Below are 17,316 nucleotides of genomic sequence, written 5' to 3' on the forward strand. Positions count from 1 at the left end.
CTCTGTCATGAAAGGAAATCTCGATGCTCGTTGAACGTTTGGTTGCTGCCCGCTGTTCCGATCCCTTCTCTCACTTAGGCCTGCAGGCCAATCCGGATGGGCCCGGCCTCAAACTGACCGCCTGGTTGCCTGATGCCCTCGAAGTTCGCGTCAAGGATCTCAAGTCGGGCAAAGTCGTTGCCACCCTGGCGCCCACCGATGAATCGGGTCTTTTTGAAACTGTTTTCACCCGCCGCAAAAACTCCTTCCCCTATCAGCTGATCGCCAGCTACCAAGATGCCACCACCGAGGTCATCGACCCCTATCAGTTTCAGGATGCCGCCTGGGCAGGCCTGGCCGAACTGACCGCCCAGCCGGAAAACCTCTACCACACCCTTGGCGCCCAGCTGCGCACCGTGGAGCATCTTGGCCAGCAGGTGGAAGGGGTGCGTTTTGCGGTCTATGCGCCGAGCGCCACCGCCGTGAGCCTCATCGGCGATTTCAACTTCTGGGATGGCCGCCGCCACCCGATGCAGCGCAGCCTCTGCGGTCACTGGGTGCTGTTTGTGCCGGGCCTCAAGGCCGGGGATCGCTACAAGTTCGAGCTCAAGGACCCCATGGGCAACCGGCTGCCCCACAAGAGCGACCCTGTCGGTTTCTACTGCGAGCAGTATCCGTCGTTCGCCTCCGTGGTCTATGACCACGCCCAGTACCAGTGGCATGATGCCGAGTGGATTGCCAGCCAGCACAACGACAAACGCGAGCAGCCGCTCTCCATCTATGAGCTGCACGTCGGCTCCTGGAAACGCCACCCCAACGGCGACAGCCTGAGCTGGCGTGAACTGGCAGTGGAGCTGGTCGCCTACGTCAAGGAGATGGAGTACACCCACATCGAGCTGCTGCCTGTCTCCGAGCACCCCTTCAGCGGCTCCTGGGGCTACCAGCCGGTGGGCATGTTCTCCCCCACCAGCCGCTACGGCACCGCTGATGATTTCAAATACTTCGTCGACCAGTGCCACCAGGCCGGGATCGGCATCATTCTGGACTGGGTGCCCGCCCACTTCCCGTCCGATGCCCACGGCCTGGCCCGTTTCGATGGCACCCCGCTCTACGAATATGAAGATCCGCGCCGTGGCTGGCACCCGGACTGGAACTCCTACATCTACGACTTCGGCCGCGACACTGTGCGCCAGTTCCTGGTAGCGAGCGCCCTGTTCTGGCTCGACAAGTTCCACATCGACGGACTGCGAGTGGATGCGGTCGCCTCCATGCTCTATCTGGACTACTCCCGCAACGCCGGTGAGTGGGTACCGAACGTCGATGGCGGCAACCACAACTACGAGGCGATCAGCCTGCTCAAGTGGACCAACGAGGAGGTCTACGGCAAGTACCCCCACGCCATGACCATCGCCGAAGAGTCCACCGCCTTTGCCGGTGTCTCCCGCCCCACCTTCCTCGGCGGCCTCGGCTTTGGCTTCAAGTGGAATATGGGCTGGATGCACGACACCCTCACCTATATGCAGAAAGAGCCGATCCACCGCCGCTACCACCACAACGACATGACCTTCTCCATGGTTTATCACTATGACGAGAACTTCATCCTGTCGCTCTCCCACGACGAGGTGGTGCACGGCAAGCACTCCATGCTCTACAAGATGCCGGGCGACGAGTGGCAGCAAGCCGCCAACCTACGGGCCTACATGGGCTTCATGTACGCCCACCCGGGCAAGAAGCTCAACTTCATGGGCACCGAAATCGCCCAGAGCAACGAGTGGAACCACGATGCCCAGCTGCCATGGCATCTGCTGCAATATCCCAAGCATGCCGGTCAGCAGCGGCTGATCCACGATCTCAACCACCTCTACCGTCATGAGCCTGCCTTGTATCAGGCCGATTATGAGCAGACCGGCTTCCGCTGGCTGGATCACAACGATGCCGACAACAGCATCTTTGCCTGGCTGCGGGCGGACAAAGAGGGCAAGCAGGCTATTGTGGTGGCTTGCAACTTCACCCCGGTGCCCCGTCTCGAATATCGGATCGGCGTCCCAGCTGCGGGCCACTATCGCGTGGTGCTCAACACCGACAGCGAGTATTACTGGGGCAGTAACTATGATGTAGGTCTGGTGTTCGCTGCCGAGCCGACCCCCTGGCAAGGGATGGCACACAGCATAGTGCTGGATCTGCCGCCGCTGGCGACCTTGTTTATCAAACAGGAGTCTTGATGCTTGTAATGGAAAAAGGGGTGGGCCACCCGCTGGGGGCCCGCCTTGACGAGAACGGTTGCCACTTCTGCGTCTGGGCCCCCCAGTCGGACAAGGTGGAGATCTGCCTGTACGACGAGCAGGAGCAGGAGCTGATGCGGCTGGAGCTGCCCGGCCGCCGTGGCCAGTATCGCTTTGGCTACGTGCGCGGCGTAAAGGCCGGTCAGCGCTACGGCTATCGGGTCTATGGCACCCCGCAGGAGGGGATGCTGTTCGATCCGCAAAAACTGCTGATTGACCCCTACGCCAAGGCGCTCAGTCGTCCCACCTACTGGGATGAAGCCCTCTATCAGGGTGACAGTGCAGGGATGATTGCCAAGTCGGTGGTAGTGGATGACAGTTTTGACTGGCAAGGGGTTGGCAAACCCGGGATCAGTCCGGCCCGCACCATTATCTACGAGACACACGTCAAGGGCTTTACCAAGCAGCACCCGGGGATCCCCAAAGCGCTGCAGGGCACCTACCTTGGCATCTGTCACCCGCTGGTTATCGAGCATATGAAGAGCCTCGGCATCACCTCGGTGCAGCTGATGCCGGTGGCCGCCTTCATGTCGGAACCGCGACTGGAGCAGCTCGGACTGACCAACTACTGGGGCTACAACCCCATCGCCTTCTTCGCCCCGGAGCCACGCTACAGCACCAGGCCCGACGAGGCGGTGACCGAGTTCAAGACCATGGTGCGCGAGCTGCACCGGGCCGGGCTCGAGGTGATCCTGGATGTGGTCTACAACCACACTGCCGCCTCTGGCTTCGACGGCCCCACCCTCTCGTTCAAGGGCTTTGACAACGCCGGTTACTACGCCTTCGAAGCGGGCCCCCACGGCCCGGACTACACCCGTCACGCCAACGTGACCGGCTGTGGCAACAGCGTCAATCTGGATCACCCCAACACCCTGCGGCTGGTGCTCGATGCCTTGCGCTACTGGGTCACCGAGATGCAGGTGGATGGCTTCCGTTTCGATCTGGCGGTGACGCTGGCGCGGGAAGCGGGAGAGTTCGAGCCCATGGGCGCCTTCTTCAAAGCCGTGATGGCCGACCCTGTGCTGTCACAGGTCAAGCTCATCGCCGAACCCTGGGATATCGGCCCCTTCGGCTACCGGCTGGGTCAATTCCCGAGCCAGTGGCAGGAGATCAACGACCGCTACCGCGATACGGTACGCGCCTTCTGGCGCGGTGATGCGGGCAAGATGGGGGACTTTGCCACCCGCTTGGTAGGCTCGCGGGATATCTTCCCGAAGAACTGGCGCTCCCCCCACACCAGCGTCAACTACCTCTGCTATCACGACGGTTTCACTCTGGAGGATCTGGTCTCCTACAACCAGCGCCACAATCAGGCCAACGGTGAAGACAATCGGGACGGCCACGGCAATAACCTCTCCTATAACCACGGGGTAGAGGGGCCGACCCTGGATCCGCGGGTCAACAGCCTGCGCCAGCAGCAGAAGCGCAATCTGATTGCCACCCTGCTGCTCTCCCAAGGTACTCCCCACTTCCTCGCCGGCGACGAGATGGGCCGCAGCCAGCTTGGCAACAACAACGCCTACTGCCAGGACAACCAGATCAGCTGGGTCAACTGGCAGTGGCGACCGGAGGATGAGCGGCTGTTCGCCTTCACCCAGCAGATGATGGCGCTGCGGGCGGAGTCCAGCGTCTTCTCCAACCTGCAACTGAGCGACGACAGTTGGAATGGCACCCCGTCCAGCTGCCATCAGGTCAACTGGTATCACCCGGACGGCCACCAGCTCACCGATCAGGATTGGCACGCCCCCATGGGGCAGGCGTTCGCCATGGATATCGGCATGATCAACTGTGTCGGCGAGCGCTGGTACGTGCTGTTCAACGCCAGCGACTACGATATCCAGTTCCGCCTGCCGCCGCCGGGGGAAGGGCTGGAGTGGATCCAGACCATCGACACCGCCACCAACGATGGGCTTCCCTTCCTGCCCGATGACATCAAACGGCAGGTAGCGGTCGGCCGGGCCCACTCCCTCAAACTGCTGGAGCGGGTGGCGCTGGCCAGCACGGCGGAGGATGCCCAGCCACCGCAGCAGGAAATTCTCCCTGCATCCGGTGAGGAGATGGTTGCCACCTCGATCACAGATACAGGCAAAGCATAAGAGGCATGCTGGAGTCAGCTTTACGGAGCCGCTATGCTGGGCTCCGGTATGGATGGCAAGGAGTCGGTATGAGCAGTAACAATCCGGAACAGTGGCGCAGCAAACTGACCCCCGAGCAGTTTCACGTCTGCTGGGAGAAGGGCACCGAGCGCCCCTACAGCGGTGCCCTGCTCCACAATCGCAAGAGCGGCGACTACCTCTGTGTCTGCTGCAAGAGTGTGCTGTTTCACTCAGGAGCCAAGTTTGATTCCGGCTGCGGCTGGCCCTCGTTCGACAAGGCCATCGAGGGCACGGTGGAGTACACCGAGGACAACAGCCACGGCATGAAGCGAGTGGAGATCACCTGCCGCCAGTGCGGCTCTCACCTCGGTCACGTCTTCCCCGACGGACCGACCGAGACCGGCCAGCGCTACTGCGTCAACAGCCTGAGTCTGGATTTCGATCCCGACGCTTAAGCGGCTGACCCATTGCAATAAAAACGGCGCCTCCATCACGGAGGCGCCGTTTTTTATCGGGATTTCACCGGCTTCACGCCAGCAGGATAGCAGCCATCACCAACAGGGCCGCGATGGCCGGCACCGGCAACTTCAACACCCGCAGCAGATAAAAGCCGATGGCCGCCAGCGCCAGATCGGTCGGAACCAGCACCGCACTCTGCCACACCGGCTGATAGAGGGCCGCCAGCAACAAGCCCACTACGGCAGCATTGATGCCGGTGACAGCCCCCGCCAGACGGGGCCGGGCCAGCCACTGTTGCCAGCAGGGGCCCACCGCCCAAAGCAGCAGAAAGCCGGGTGCAAAGAGCGCCAGGGTCGCCGACACAGCACCGAGCAGTGGCGTCCCTGGCAACAACTGGGCACCAAGATAGGTGGCAAGGGTAAACATGGGGCCCGGCACCAACTGCGCCAGACTGTAACCGGTCAGAAACTGCTGCTCGTTGAGAGTGTGGCCCACGCTCTCTTGCAGCAGCGGCAGCACCACATGGCCACCGCCAAACACCAGACTGCCGGCGCGATAGAAGTCGGCAACCAGCTGGCCAATCGGGCTAGCGAGCAGCGGCAGGCCGATAAAAAGGATGCCAAACAGCAGCAGGGTCGGCCAATGAGGCTGACTGGCAGCGGCAGCAGGCAGCTCGGCGGTGGCTGGCCCACTGCCTGCCCCGCGCTGGCTGCGGGCACAGATCAGCGCCGCTCCCGCCAGCATCAACAGTTGAGTCAGCAGACCGGGCTGCCACCAGAGTGCAGCAGCGGTCACCACCATAATCCCTTGAGTCATTCCCGTGGCACAGAACTGACGACTCATGGTGAGCACCGCATCGGCCACCACGATGAGCGCCAGCAGCTTGAGGCCATGCAGCGCCGCATCAAACCACAAATTGCTGCCCAGCTGACCGATACCGATCGCAGCCGCCAGTAGCAGCAGAAATGAGGGAAGCGTGAAGCCGACAAAAGCAGAGAGCGCCCCGCCCAGACCGGCGCGATGACGACCGATGGCGAAACCAAGCTGGCTGGATGCGGGCCCCGGCAGCAGCTGGCACAGCGCCAGCAGGCGGGCAAACTCGGCCTGTGTCAACCAACCGAGCCGCTGGACGAAGGTGCGCTGGAAATAGCCGATATGAGCGGCCGGGCCACCAAAGCTGATGCATCCCAGCCATAAAAACTGAATAAATACCTGTCCCACGCTCTTCTCCCTCATCCCTCTACTCCCGATGGAGAGGGGATATTATGACAGCGCGATGATCGTTTTATGACAATCAGACTGATTAGGCCGACACCATGGGCGCATCACTCGGCAGATAGCAGCGTCCCGCCAGCCAGCAGGCGATGGATTGGCGGCTGGCGTCGAAATGGGGCTCGGGCAACGCGCGCGGATCGCACCAGAACCAGCCTTCGCACTTCTCCGGCTCCAGCAGTTGCGGCTCACCATCGGCCTTAGCGTGCAGCGTCACCGAGATATAGTGCAACCCGCTCTCGCGCCAGGTCTCCAGATTGTTGGTCACCGCCACCACCTCGGGCCCGTGGATCTCAAGTCCGGTCTCCTCGGCCACCTCGCGGATAGCCGCCGACTCGAAGCTCTCCCCCAACTCCAGATGACCACCCGGGATCGACCAGTAGGGGGCATGGCTCCCTTTGCGTTTGCCAAGCAGCACCTGGTCTTGGGCGTTGGTCAGGATGACGCCGACCCCGACGCGGGGATAGAGAGTGGACATGAAAACGCTCCTTCAATCAGGCAATAAAACGGCCCCACCATAGGCCCAAGGAGGGTACAGGGCAAGCCCCGGCTGCACGGCACCTGCGGCCGTCAGTGGTCCCCCCCTTGCCCCTTAACCGGTTATCACTGATGCTGGGGAGTGAAGCCCGGATGGAGAGGCCATCCCCATCCTCTCAGTCCCCCATCACCCCGAGGAGTCCGCCATGAAAAAATTGCTCCCCCTGTGCGCCCTGCTGCTCACGGCTTGCCAAACCACGCCGCCCCCCAACTCGCTCGCCATCGATGATGCTGACGCCTGGCAGGCCATTTGCAAAGATGGCACCCGGGTTCGCGCCGTGGTGGCAGAGGGGATCTGTGGGGATCATCGCGGGGTAGCCATGTGGACGAATAAGCCAAGAGCTGAACGGATGGCAGAAGAAGCCGCCAAATAGTGTGATCCAGGCACCATAAAATGACACTACCGGCCAATTGGCCGGATTTTTTCGCGATCTCGCCAGCACTTTGCCACCTTGTTCATGGTGCGCTCAGTTTTCTGTTCCCATACTGGCCCTACAGTTCCAAAAGAGGAGAGACAAGATGCAAACATCCATCGTCGGGCTCTCCATTCTGTGGGGGCTAGCCAGTTTTGGTGTTCAGGGGGATTTCATCGAGAGCCGTGATTCCGTTGCGCCATCCTGGCAAACCGAGTCCAGAGTGGAGATGGAAGGTTATCTGATTGAATCGCTTGGCGAAGATCGCTGGTTGTTCGACAACGGCAGCGAGAGCCTGCTGGTCTCCCTGCCCGAGGGGCAGTGGGTGCCGACCGGTGAGCGGCTGCGGGTCAGCGGCGAACCGCAGCAGGAGCAGAGCGGCTGGCTGCTGCAGGTGGAAGACATCAGCCAGGTCAGCGTCTGACCACGGCAGTCGCCCCGTCACCGCGACAGCTAATCCAGAACCGAATAACCACGACCGAACAACCAAGAGCGAATAGCAAAAGAGGAGGCCACTGGCCTCCTCTTTCTGTTTATATGAGCGGTTTGCGCAGCCTTAACCCAGATGGTTGAGCGGTAGTGCCGTCTTGTGCTTGATGCGGCGCAGCACGAAGCTGGAGCGCACCCCGGTCACCCCCGGAATATGGGTCAGCTTGTCCAGCAGGAAGTGCTGATAGTGCTCCATGTCGCGCACCACCACCTTGAGCTGGTAGTCGGCATCGTTACCGGTGATGAGATCACACTCCAGCACTTCGGGCAGTTCGCTGATGGCGCGATCGAAGTTTTCGAACCGCTCGGGCGTGTGTCTGTCCATGGAGATATGAATGTAGGCGGTGAGGGTGAGGCCAAGCTGGCGGGCGTTGAGCAGAGTAACGTGGGTGTCGATGAGACCGGCATCCTCCAGCGCCTTGACCCGGCGGGAGCAGGGGGACGGGGAGAGCCCGACCAGCTCGGCCAGTTCCAGATTGCTGATGCGGCCATTCTCCTGCATCAGCTCGAGAATATGTCTGTCTATGCGATCAAGTTTCAGCATTTACCCTTCCTCGTTGCAATGACTAATCCACTTTTCCTAGATTAAGGGTGAACTATTGCAAAAACAACCGAAATAAGTGGTTACTTTGCAACCACTCACCGGCACGGGAGAGATACTATGGTTACATCTTCCGGTGGCAAAGCAGATACCTGACCGGGTCTCTGCGGTGAAGGACCTTATCGGGTCAAGAGCCCCATCAGCCGTCTTACCTTATCGGGAAACGACGGGCTGGAACGAGAGAACCCCCTCCCCGAAGGCAACAAAGCAGGCATCCCGGCGCCTGCTTTGTTGTTTTTGGGCGCTTGACGAAATCAGAGCGCGGGCGGCGTGATGCGATAGAGACAGCGATGCGCCCCCTCCAGCAGATATTGCTCCCGCTCCACCGTCGCTGGCGCCAGCAGCTGGCGAAACAGCGCCAGTTCGCTGCGACAGAAACCGCGGCAGGTGCGCGCCGCCGCACAGATGGGACAGTGGCTCTCCCACAGCAGCCAGCTGCCATCCTCTTCGCGGCGGATCTCCGCCATGTAGCCCTCGCGAGTACGCAGCTCCCTGAGCGCCGCCAGCCGGCCAGAGAGGCCATGGGACCCCAGCGCCTCCTGATAGCGAGCAAGCATTTGCTGCTCCCGCTGCTGGATCAGCCGCTCCATCCCCTCCCCGCCAAACAGCTCGCGCACGTTGTCGATCAACTGCACGGTCAGGTCGCTATGGGTATCGGGGAAGCGCTGCCAGGCCTGCTCGGTGAGCTGCCACAGCCGCACGGGACGACCGCGCCCGCGCGCCTCGTCGCTGAATGTGACCCACCCCTCCTGCTCGAGCGTGAGCAGGTGCTGACGGGCGCCCATGGAGGTCATCTGCAACTGCTCCCCCAGCGCGGCGGCGCTCTGCGGGCCATGGCTCTTGAGCAGAAACAGGATCTTGTCGGTGCTTGCGTTCATGATCTCATTATGGGGAGCGCCCTTTATTAAATCAACAATTCACTTTACTTAATCCCGTCTATGAACCAGCATAAATAAACCAATAACTTTACTTAATGGGTGCTGCATGGAGAAACACGAGCACAAAAATCCCCTCTGGGTGCTGGTCATGACGGTCACGCTGGCAGTTGCAGGTTTCAGTCTCCCCTCCCCGGTGTTGGCACCTTTGCTGCTGGATCCGGCCCACGGCATGCTGACGCCGGATGCCTCTGACTGGAGCCGCAAGGTGTGGCTGGGGGTCATCATGGGGCTCTACCCCCTGTTCCAGCTGGTGGGCAGCCCTTGGCTCGGGCGCCTCTCCGACCGCTATGGCCGCAAGCCACTGCTGTTGCTCTCGCTGGCGGGGGTACTGGCAGGCTATGCCCTGATGGCACTCGGTATCGCCTGGCGCTCCCTCCCCCTGTTGCTGCTCAGCCGGATTGTGGAGGGGCTATGCAACGGCAACATCGCCATCGTGCAGGCGATGGCGGCGGATCTCGCCGGCAAGGAGCACAAGGCGCGCAGCTTCGCCTGGATCAATATCGGCATGAATCTGGGCTGGGTAGTGGGGCCGGTGATCGGGGGCTACGCCGCGGTGATCTCGGGGGATTACAGTCTGGCCGCCTGGCTGTCGGTAGGAATGACCCTGATCAACCTGCTGCTGATCTACTGGCTGATCCCCTATCGTCCGCCGGTGGCGGCCGCTCGGCAGGCCCCGACCCTCTCCAGCCGCCAGCTGTTGCTGCAACCGGCCCTGCTGCCCTACTTCGCACTCACCCTGATCAGCTATGGCGCCGTGCAGCTCTATTTCACCTACTTCAATATCTGGCTGGTGGAGCGGCTGGCCTGGGATCCGGCCCAGCTGGCGCAGGCAGCGGTGCTGGTGAGTTTGCCCATGATGGCGGGCTCCTGGCTCGGCTCCCGCATCGCCCGTCACTGGCGCGGCAGCTCCCTCGGCATTGTCGGTCATCTGGTGATGGCGAGCGGTATGCTGCTCTTTATCCTGCCCGTGCACTGGTGGGGGCTGGCGCTTACCTTCGTTCCCGCTGGCATCGGCATGAGTCTGGGGGAGCTGGCCACCTCGGTAGCGATCTCCAACCGCAGTCACCCGGAGCAGCAGGGGCAGGCGATGGGGCTCTACCGCGCCATCGCCGTGGGCAGCGAGATCCTGGCGGTGCTGCTCGGCAGTCTGGTGCTGCTGGCCGGTACCCAGTGGCCCTTCTATCTCGCCACCCTCTGCTCCCTTGCCAGTGCCGCCGGTTTCTATCTGCTGCGCCGCCGTGCCGACCGTCGTCAACAGCTGGCCAGCTGCACCTGAGCCACGAAGGGATCACAGTTCGGCGCTTCGGCTGCGGGCAAGACTTGCATCGGGGCGCCGGGTCTGGGACGGTAAGGCTCTTTGCGGATTTGTTCGATGCTGGAGGAGCTATGAGTGAGTACAAGGCCATCGCGCTCGATATGGATGGCACCCTGCTGACCCGGGATCACAAGATCTCGTCGGCCACCCGGGCAGCACTGGCGCAGGCCCGCGCCCACGGCATCAAGGTGCTGCTGGTCACGGGGCGCCACTACATGACGGCGCGTCCCTTCCACCACGAGCTGGCCCTCGATACCCCCCTCATCTGCAGCAACGGCGCCTATCTCTATGATCCGGTGCAGAACCGGATCCTAAGTGGCGACCCGCTGGCGGTCGCCCCGCTTACCGAGCTGCTGGCCGCGGTCGAGGCGCAGCAGATGGGCGCCCTGTTCCACCTGAGCGAGGGCATTGGCTACATCGGCTGTGAAGAGCATGTCACCCGCATCCGCCACTGGTCGGCCAATCAGCCGGACCACCTCAAGATCGCTCTCCACCCGGTCGAGGAGCTGGCAGGCTGGCTCGACAATCCGGTCTGGAAGCTGGAGCTGTTCAATCAGGATCCGGCTCGCCTGCACACCTTTATGGGCGAGGTGGTCGAGCAGATGCCCTTTACCCGTGACTGGGCGGCCCCCTATGCGGTGGAGCTGGTACAGCCCGGTTGCAGCAAGGGCAACCGGCTTGCCCAGTGGGCCGCCAGCGAAGGGATTGCGATGGAGCAGGTGGTGGCGTTTGGTGACAACAACAACGACATCAGCATGTTCGAGCAAGTTGGGCTGGCGGTGGCCATGGGCAATGCGGCCCCGCAGATCCAGAGCCATGCCCATCGGGTCACGGCCGACCACAACGAAGATGGTATCGCACTGGCGCTGCAGCGCTGGGTACTGCCCTGATCTGACAGGATGCAACATGGCCAGCACGCGGGCTGGCCATGAAGAGAGGGATTAACCGCCGAAGGAGAACTGGATCACCCGATCCGGATAACGTAGACGGTTGTACTCCCGGCGCAGGGATTCGTAGTGGCGAATAGCCCGATCGCGCTTGGCGCGGTAATAGTCACGCTGTTCCGTGTTGGTTTCGTTGCGGATGCTGCGCTCCAGCGTATCGATATCACGCTCGGTACGCTCCAGCTCGTCGCTGATCTCCCGCAGGCGGGCAGCCAGTTTGTACTCTTCGTAGCCACGCTGATACTGCTTGAGGAAGCTGGCGTCATTGGGGCATACCCCCAGATAAGCCTGCCCCTCCTTGCCCTTGCTGTAAGCCAGCTCGGGAATGCAGTAGAGCTCCAGCCCCTTGTCGTAGCCCCGTTTCCACTCGGCTTCATCCACTTTGAGGCCATATTCGCTGCAAGACGAAACGTAATCGCGGGTCGCCTGACGGGTTTTGCCTTCCGATCCATCCTGATAACCCAGGTTGTACCAACTCATGGTGCGGCACTCATCTTCTGACAGGGCACTGCATCCCGCCAGCAATACCGGCAGGGTCAGCAACAGGATTTTGGGGGACATGAACAGACTCCGGAAAAGATAGTGAGCGGCATTCTAGAGAGGATAAAAGGCCATAACAAGGGATGCGATCCCGTGCGGTCTGGCGCGGTTTATTTGATGTTTTTATCACTATTCAACGCCGTGCCAGACGGGCGGCCAACCCGCTTTCCTTGTTATCAGGCGCAAGGTAAACTGCGCCATCTTTTAACTGGCGCGCAACAAAAACAATGAAAGTCCTGACCGTCGATTACCGCTCACCCGATGCGGCCCAACGCTTCACCGAATCCCTGCGAACCACCGGCTTTGGCGTGCTGACCAACCACCCCATCCCGAAAGAGCTGGTGCAGTCCATCTACGACAACTGGTATCGCTTCTTCATGAGCGAGCAGAAGCAGGATTTCCTGTTCAACCGCGAGACTCAGGATGGCTACTTCCCGCCGTCGGTCTCCGAGGTAGCCAAGGGCCATAGCCAGAAAGACATCAAGGAGTACTTCCACATCTACCCCTGGGGCCAGATGCCGGAAGAGCTGAAGGAGCAGGCGATGGAGTACTATCGTCTAGCCAACGGTCTGGCCGCCGAGCTGCTGGGCTGGGTCGAGCAGTACACCCCGGCCGATATCGCCGCTCACTACAGCTGCCCCCTCTCCTCGATGATCGAAGAGAGCCAGAAGACCCTGCTGCGGGTGCTGCACTATCCGCCGTTCGATGGCACCGAGGAGCCGGGCGCCATCCGCGCCGCCGCCCACGAGGATATCAACCTGCTTACCATTCTGCCCGCCGCTAACGAGCCGGGGCTGCAGGTGAAGGGTTCCGATGGCGAGTGGATGGACGTGCCGTGCGACTTTGGCACCCTCATCATCAATATCGGCGACATGCTGCAGGAGGCCTCTCGCGGCTACTACCCCTCCACCACTCACCGCGTCATCAACCCGACCGGTGGCAGTGCCGCCAAGTCACGCATCTCGCTGCCGCTGTTCCTCCATCCGCGCCCGGATGTGGTGCTCTCCGAGCGCCATACCGCTCATAGTTATCTGATGGAGCGGCTGCGGGAGCTCGGGGTGCTCTAATCCACCGACGAGTAGTTGTCAGAGACCAAACCGGAGCAATCTCGCTCCGGTTTTTTATTTGGTGGCAGGATTGGGCTCAAAACAGAATTAAATTAGCCAATCATGCCAATAAATCGTATTTACACCTGATAACCGTCGTAGTGATTGCGCCGTGACCTCCGTAACATGAGCGCCATTCTGCCCTGCCAAGGGGCGCTCGATTGGAGTTCTTATGAAGCAGTCCCAATGGTCATCCCGACTCGGCTACATCCTCGCCGCAGCGGGTTCCGCGGTCGGTATCGGCGCAATCTGGAAATTCCCCTATGTCACCGCCGTCAACGGCGGCGGCGCCTTCCTGCTGGTCTTTCTGCTGTTCAGCTTCACCCTGGGGGTGGCGGTACTGATGGGGGAAACCCTGCTCGGCAGCATGAGTCGCCGCGGGGTAGTCGGAGCCTTCTCCGATCTGCTCGGCAAACAGTGGCGCTGGGTTGGGGTAATGGGAGTGATCTCTACCCTGCTCATCTACTGCTTCTACAGCGTGGTGGGCGGCTGGACCCTGGGTTATACCGGCATGGCCATCTCAGGTCAGCTCAACCATGGCGATGCGGCGGCCCTCACCGCCCGCTTCAATGATTATGTCAGCGGCGACGTCTGGCCCATTCTCACCCATCTGCTGTTTGCCGCCTTCACCTGGATGGTGGTGCAAGGGGGCATTCAGAAAGGGGTGGAGCGCACCCTGCGCTGGATGATGCCAGCCCTGTTCCTGATGATCCTGATGCTGGTCGCCTTTGGCCTCACCTTGCCCAATGCGATGGCGGGGGTGCGTCACTTCCTGATGCCCGACTTCAGTAAGCTGGGGATGTCCGGCGTGCTCGATGCCATGGGGCTGGCCTTCTTCTCCCTCTCCATCGGTCTTGGCATCCACACCACCTACGGCGCCTATCTGCCGACCAGCGAAGGGGTTGGTCGCTCCAGCCTCTGGGTGGTGCTGCTGGCCAGCATGGTGGCAGTGCTGGCGGGTTTGATGATCTTCCCGGTGCTGGCCTCGACCGGTATCGACCCGGCCTCCGGCCCCGGTCTCACCTTTATGACCATGCCGGCGGTATTTCAGCTGCTGCCCTTCGGTCAGGTGCTTGAGGTGATCTTCTTCGCCCTGCTGGTCTTTGCGGCGCTCTCCTCGGCCATCTCCCTGCTGGAGCATTTGCAGTGCTTCCTGTGCGAGACCTGGGGCTGGTCACGCCGCACGGCCTGCAGCGCCATCACTGGATTCGTCATGGTTAGCGGTGTTCCGGTCAGCCTGTCGTTTGGCCCGCTGCAACACGCAACCCTGTTTGGCAAAACCATCTTCGAGCTGCTGGACTTTGTCACCTCCAACCTGATGATGCCGCTGTTTGGCCTGATGCTGACGCTGCTGCTGGGCTGGAAGCTAGGGCGCAAGGCGCTGCCGCAGGGGATTGCCAGCCACTGGCATCACCTGCTGATGAACTGCTGGCGCTGGATTGCCCCCTTGCTGATCGGCGGGATCTTGATTCGCGGTCTGGTGTGACGGTTACTCTTCGCGGGCGGGCTCATCGGCCCGCCCCTGGGCGGCTCTGACGGCATCCAGGGCATGCTGCCAGCGGGTGATCTCGGCATCATCCGTTCCCTTGGAGAAGACGATATAGAGACCGGCCTGATGGAGCAGCACGCCACTGCTGACGATGCTGCGCCGCGATAAGCCCATCTTGTCGAGGGTGGCCTCCATCACCAGCTCCGCCATCGGCAAGGCATCGATCTTGCCCAGCATCAGCCGCTCTATCGCCTCCCCGACTGTCTTGTAGCGCACCAGATTGGTGTAGCCCTCATGGGTCAGCCGCACGTCATCGGCATTACCCAGCACGACCCCTACTCTGGGCAGATCCCGCAGCTGTGCCAGCGAGGTCAGCGGGTGGCGACTATCCGGCGCCTGATAGATAAAGACCCGATTGATAAAGAGCGGGCCAACCCATTTGAAATGGGACTCCCGCTCCGGGAGCCGCTGTACCACGAACAGTCCATAACCGGGCTCGACCCGTGCCAGCGCCAGCGCCCGCTTGAGCGGGTAAATCCGCACCGGATAGCGGGTGCCAAGCTCCTCCTGCACCTCACCAATCAAACGAATGGCGAATCCGTCGATCTTGCCGTCGCGGTATTCGGTAAAGGGGGGTAAGTCGTGACTCAGCAGGGTTAATCCGGACTGCGCCGACACACTCAAGCTGATCAGTAACCAGGGCAGCACCATCCATCTCATACGACATCCTGTTTCATCGTTGTTCCCGTCAGCGCCATGTAGCGGTCACTAGTTCCAGAAGAAGCTACGTCGATTATCGCCCAGTAAATAGCCACAAGGTAGAAAAGATACGGCCCGGCAACGCGCTCGCCAATTGAGTTGTACGTACAGTCAGAGTGGTGACAGCGGCACACATAAAAAATTTTTTGATTTTATGTGTCAATTATTCTTTCCATGGTTTAGGCTGTTTCCTCATTCATAAGTCAGGTTGTCACCTCATGTCTGCCATCCTCGTGCTGTTTGGTCGATTTTTTAGCTCGCAAGAGAGGTGACCTTGCACGCACAGTTTTTCTGAATGTTCATTGCAAAGGTCGCCTCAGGCGGCCTTTTTTATGGTCTGTCGTTTATTGCTACTCAGGAGTATTGCTTCGATGTCGTGTTACCCGGAGGTTGTATGAGCCAGGTTCAGTGGTCTTCCCGTCTCGGTCATGTGCTGGCCGCAGCAGGCACAGCGATTGGCCTTGGTGCCATCTGGAAGTTTCCCTATGTGACCGCCACCAATGGCGGTGGTGCCTTTCTGCTGGTGTTTCTGCTGTTCAGCTTCACCCTGGGGGTAGCGGTACAGGTCGGCGAAACTCTGCTCGGCAGCCATAGTCAGCGCGGGGTGCTCGGCGCTTTCCGCAAACTGGTGGGGCCGAACTGGCGCTGGATGGGGTATATGGGGATCGCCTGCGGCTTCTTTATCTACAGCTTCTACAGCGTGGTCGGTGGCTGGACCGTGGGTTACGCCGCGCTGGCGATGGCTGGCAAGCTCAACCTGAGCGAGGGGAGCGCCCTCACCGCCCTGTTCAACGGCTATGTCAGCAACCCCTGGTGGCCGGTGCTAACCCATCTGATCTTCGCGGGCCTGACCTGGTGGTTCGTGCAAGGGGGTATTCAGAAAGGGGTGGAGCGGGCACTGCGCTGGATGATGCCCGCGCTCTTCATCATGATGCTGCTGCTGGTGGGGGTCGGTCTCTCCATGCAGGGCTCCATGGCGGGTGTGCGCCAGCTGCTGCTGCCGGACTTCTCCATGCTGACCGGCCAGAGCGTGCTGGACGCGCTGGGGCTGGCCTTCTTCTCCCTCTCCATCGGGCTCGGGGTACACACGACCTATGGCGCCTACCTGCCCAATAGCGAAGGGGTGCTGCGTTCCGGGGTCTGGGTGGTCACACTGGCAAGCCTTATCTCGGTGCTGGCGGGCTTGATGATCTTCCCGGCACTGGCCTCCACCGGTATCGACCCTACCGCAGGCCCAGGACTCACCTTTATGACCATGCCAGCCGTGTTCAGTCATCTGCCGCTCGGTCAGGGGCTGGGGGTAGTCTTCTTCCTGTTGCTGCTGGTCGCCGCCCTCTCCTCCTCCATCTCCATGCTTGAGCATCTGGTGCGCTTCACCACCGAGGAGTGGGGCTGGTCGCGCCGTGGTGCCTGCCGGGTGTTGACCCTGCTTATCATGGTCTCCGGCATTCCGGTGAGCCTGTCGTTCGGCCCATGGAGCGATCTGACCCTGTTTGGCAAGACCATCTTCGAGTTGCTCGACTATCTGACCTCCAACCTGATGATGCCGCTGTTTGGTCTGGTACTGACCCTGCTGCTGGGCTGGCGATTGGGTGATGCCATATTGCCTGCGGGCCTGTCACCCGCCCTGCGTCTGGCGCTGCTCTGGTGCTGGCGCGTGGTGGCGCCGCTGCTGATCAGCGGGATCCTGATCCGCGGGATCATGTAACACCTTGCGCATCCGTGCGGGCAGGCTTTGGCCTGCCCTTTTTATTGCTAGCGTTTGCTTTAACAGGCGTTCATATAAGCAGCATCACGATGGACAGGAGTGAAGTCAGTGGCCGTCGAACAATCTCGGAAGAGCAGGATGAAGAAGGATCGGAGTGGCAGAGTGGCGCAATAAGAGGTGGCGTTCGGCTCGCCACACCAGCAATAGAAGAAGTTGAAGTACTGAATTGCGAGCAAAAAAATCCCCATCTGAATGGGGACTTTCTCTGCAATTGCAGCTGATATCTCAGCCTCGCTTGCGAATATGGTGGTCGTTACTGGGATCGAACCAGTGACCCCCTCCTTGTAAGGGAGGTGCTCTCCCAGCTGAGCTAAACGACCTGGGATTCA

At 61.0% G+C, this 17,316-nt stretch carries 16 protein-coding genes and 1 tRNA gene; 10 read left to right on the plus strand and 7 right to left on the minus strand.

Annotated elements, in window-relative coordinates; translation table 11 throughout:
* The first annotated feature begins 23 nt into the window (after positions 1–23).
* From glgB to msrB, 3 genes are all read left to right on the plus strand, one after another.
* Positions 24–2,201 (plus strand): 1,4-alpha-glucan branching protein GlgB, encoded by a 2,178-nt coding sequence (glgB, locus tag LRL22_RS13985; RefSeq protein ID WP_236353931.1) that lies wholly within the window; start codon positions 24–26, stop codon positions 2,199–2,201.
* The gene (gene glgX / locus LRL22_RS13990) at positions 2,201–4,357 is read left to right on the plus strand and encodes a glycogen debranching protein GlgX (protein ID WP_270905623.1); all 2,157 of its coding nucleotides are present in this window, start codon (positions 2,201–2,203) and stop codon (positions 4,355–4,357) included. The genes glgB and glgX overlap by 1 nt, the downstream gene beginning before the upstream one ends.
* 68 nt (positions 4,358–4,425) lie before the next feature.
* Positions 4,426–4,812, plus strand: coding sequence for a peptide-methionine (R)-S-oxide reductase MsrB (gene msrB, locus LRL22_RS13995; RefSeq protein WP_005354730.1), 387 nt, complete (start codon positions 4,426–4,428; stop codon positions 4,810–4,812).
* A gap of 73 nt (positions 4,813–4,885) precedes the next feature.
* On the opposite strand, the gene chrA is transcribed toward msrB, so the two are convergent.
* A complete protein-coding gene (gene chrA, locus LRL22_RS14000) occupies positions 4,886–6,037 on the minus strand; it encodes a chromate efflux transporter (protein ID WP_425292795.1) in 1,152 nt (383 codons plus the stop codon).
* 82 nt (positions 6,038–6,119) lie between these two features.
* A complete protein-coding gene (locus LRL22_RS14005) occupies positions 6,120–6,566 on the minus strand; it encodes a nucleotide triphosphate diphosphatase NUDT15 (protein WP_270905625.1) in 447 nt (148 codons plus the stop codon).
* A gap of 205 nt (positions 6,567–6,771) precedes the next feature.
* Between LRL22_RS14005 and LRL22_RS14010 the strand changes: the two genes are divergently transcribed.
* Both LRL22_RS14010 and LRL22_RS14015 read left to right on the plus strand, forming a co-directional pair.
* Complete coding sequence (locus LRL22_RS14010; RefSeq protein WP_005335715.1) at positions 6,772–6,999, plus strand: hypothetical protein; 228 nt, start codon at positions 6,772–6,774, stop codon at positions 6,997–6,999.
* A 145-nt stretch (positions 7,000–7,144) separates the two neighbouring features.
* Positions 7,145–7,462: a hypothetical protein gene (locus LRL22_RS14015; RefSeq protein WP_206901118.1), complete on the plus strand. Its 318-nt coding sequence runs from the start codon at positions 7,145–7,147 to the stop codon at positions 7,460–7,462.
* A gap of 132 nt (positions 7,463–7,594) precedes the next feature.
* Here the strand turns inward: LRL22_RS14015 and LRL22_RS14020 are convergent, their stop codons facing one another.
* Both LRL22_RS14020 and LRL22_RS14025 read right to left on the minus strand, forming a co-directional pair.
* Positions 7,595–8,071 (minus strand): Lrp/AsnC family transcriptional regulator, encoded by a 477-nt coding sequence (locus tag LRL22_RS14020; RefSeq protein WP_005304871.1) that lies wholly within the window; start codon positions 8,069–8,071, stop codon positions 7,595–7,597.
* A 311-nt stretch (positions 8,072–8,382) separates the two neighbouring features.
* Complete coding sequence (locus tag LRL22_RS14025; protein ID WP_270905626.1) at positions 8,383–9,006, minus strand: helix-turn-helix transcriptional regulator; 624 nt, start codon at positions 9,004–9,006, stop codon at positions 8,383–8,385.
* A 106-nt stretch (positions 9,007–9,112) separates the two neighbouring features.
* Between LRL22_RS14025 and LRL22_RS14030 the strand changes: the two genes are divergently transcribed.
* Positions 9,113–10,342 carry an MFS transporter gene (locus tag LRL22_RS14030; RefSeq protein ID WP_270905627.1) on the plus strand — a complete coding sequence of 410 codons (1,230 nt, stop codon included), beginning with the start codon at positions 9,113–9,115 and terminating at the stop codon, positions 10,340–10,342.
* Between the two features lie 110 nt (positions 10,343–10,452).
* Complete coding sequence (locus LRL22_RS14035) at positions 10,453–11,271, plus strand: Cof-type HAD-IIB family hydrolase (protein ID WP_005362969.1); 819 nt, start codon at positions 10,453–10,455, stop codon at positions 11,269–11,271.
* 51 nt (positions 11,272–11,322) lie between these two features.
* On the opposite strand, the gene LRL22_RS14040 is transcribed toward LRL22_RS14035, so the two are convergent.
* A complete protein-coding gene (locus tag LRL22_RS14040; RefSeq protein ID WP_005362971.1) occupies positions 11,323–11,886 on the minus strand; it encodes a DUF2799 domain-containing protein in 564 nt (187 codons plus the stop codon).
* 206 nt (positions 11,887–12,092) lie between these two features.
* Here LRL22_RS14040 and LRL22_RS14045 point away from each other — a divergent pair, with 206 nt between their 5' ends.
* Both LRL22_RS14045 and LRL22_RS14050 read left to right on the plus strand, forming a co-directional pair.
* Entirely contained in the window at positions 12,093–12,932 is an 840-nt protein-coding gene (locus tag LRL22_RS14045) for an isopenicillin N synthase family dioxygenase (protein ID WP_040068235.1), read from the plus strand.
* Between the two features lie 211 nt (positions 12,933–13,143).
* Positions 13,144–14,457, plus strand: a complete 1,314-nt coding sequence (locus LRL22_RS14050; protein ID WP_270905628.1) for a sodium-dependent transporter — start codon at positions 13,144–13,146, stop codon at positions 14,455–14,457.
* Between the two features lie 3 nt (positions 14,458–14,460).
* On the opposite strand, the gene LRL22_RS14055 is transcribed toward LRL22_RS14050, so the two are convergent.
* Complete coding sequence (locus LRL22_RS14055; protein ID WP_270905629.1) at positions 14,461–15,180, minus strand: substrate-binding periplasmic protein; 720 nt, start codon at positions 15,178–15,180, stop codon at positions 14,461–14,463.
* A 433-nt stretch (positions 15,181–15,613) separates the two neighbouring features.
* Between LRL22_RS14055 and LRL22_RS14060 the strand changes: the two genes are divergently transcribed.
* Positions 15,614–16,927 carry a sodium-dependent transporter gene (locus LRL22_RS14060; RefSeq protein WP_270905630.1) on the plus strand — a complete coding sequence of 438 codons (1,314 nt, stop codon included), beginning with the start codon at positions 15,614–15,616 and terminating at the stop codon, positions 16,925–16,927.
* 304 nt (positions 16,928–17,231) lie between these two features.
* On the opposite strand, the gene LRL22_RS14065 is transcribed toward LRL22_RS14060, so the two are convergent.
* Positions 17,232–17,307 (minus strand) — tRNA-Val (locus LRL22_RS14065).
* Positions 17,308–17,316 lie beyond the last annotated feature (9 nt).

It is taken from the genome of Aeromonas sp. PI_26 (assembly GCF_027854445.1).
Lineage (GTDB): Bacteria > Pseudomonadota > Gammaproteobacteria > Enterobacterales > Aeromonadaceae > Aeromonas > Aeromonas veronii.

What these genes read in the sequence shown, in the direction of transcription:
- glgB (WP_236353931.1), top strand. Translation starts at nt 24, where the DNA reads ATGCTCGTTGAACGTTTGGTTGCTGCCCGCTGTTCCGATCCCTTCTCT.
- glgX (WP_270905623.1), top strand. Translation starts at nt 2,201, where the DNA reads ATGCTTGTAATGGAAAAAGGGGTGGGCCACCCGCTGGGGGCCCGCCTT.
- msrB (WP_005354730.1), top strand. Translation starts at nt 4,426, where the DNA reads ATGAGCAGTAACAATCCGGAACAGTGGCGCAGCAAACTGACCCCCGAG.
- LRL22_RS14005 (WP_270905625.1), bottom strand. Translation starts at nt 6,566, where the DNA reads ATGTCCACTCTCTATCCCCGCGTCGGGGTCGGCGTCATCCTGACCAAC.
- LRL22_RS14010 (WP_005335715.1), top strand. Translation starts at nt 6,772, where the DNA reads ATGAAAAAATTGCTCCCCCTGTGCGCCCTGCTGCTCACGGCTTGCCAA.
- LRL22_RS14015 (WP_206901118.1), top strand. Translation starts at nt 7,145, where the DNA reads ATGCAAACATCCATCGTCGGGCTCTCCATTCTGTGGGGGCTAGCCAGT.
- LRL22_RS14020 (WP_005304871.1), bottom strand. Translation starts at nt 8,071, where the DNA reads ATGCTGAAACTTGATCGCATAGACAGACATATTCTCGAGCTGATGCAG.
- LRL22_RS14025 (WP_270905626.1), bottom strand. Translation starts at nt 9,006, where the DNA reads ATGAACGCAAGCACCGACAAGATCCTGTTTCTGCTCAAGAGCCATGGC.
- LRL22_RS14030 (WP_270905627.1), top strand. Translation starts at nt 9,113, where the DNA reads ATGGAGAAACACGAGCACAAAAATCCCCTCTGGGTGCTGGTCATGACG.
- LRL22_RS14035 (WP_005362969.1), top strand. Translation starts at nt 10,453, where the DNA reads ATGAGTGAGTACAAGGCCATCGCGCTCGATATGGATGGCACCCTGCTG.
- LRL22_RS14040 (WP_005362971.1), bottom strand. Translation starts at nt 11,886, where the DNA reads ATGTCCCCCAAAATCCTGTTGCTGACCCTGCCGGTATTGCTGGCGGGA.
- LRL22_RS14045 (WP_040068235.1), top strand. Translation starts at nt 12,093, where the DNA reads ATGAAAGTCCTGACCGTCGATTACCGCTCACCCGATGCGGCCCAACGC.
- LRL22_RS14050 (WP_270905628.1), top strand. Translation starts at nt 13,144, where the DNA reads ATGAAGCAGTCCCAATGGTCATCCCGACTCGGCTACATCCTCGCCGCA.
- LRL22_RS14055 (WP_270905629.1), bottom strand. Translation starts at nt 15,180, where the DNA reads ATGAGATGGATGGTGCTGCCCTGGTTACTGATCAGCTTGAGTGTGTCG.
- LRL22_RS14060 (WP_270905630.1), top strand. Translation starts at nt 15,614, where the DNA reads ATGAGCCAGGTTCAGTGGTCTTCCCGTCTCGGTCATGTGCTGGCCGCA.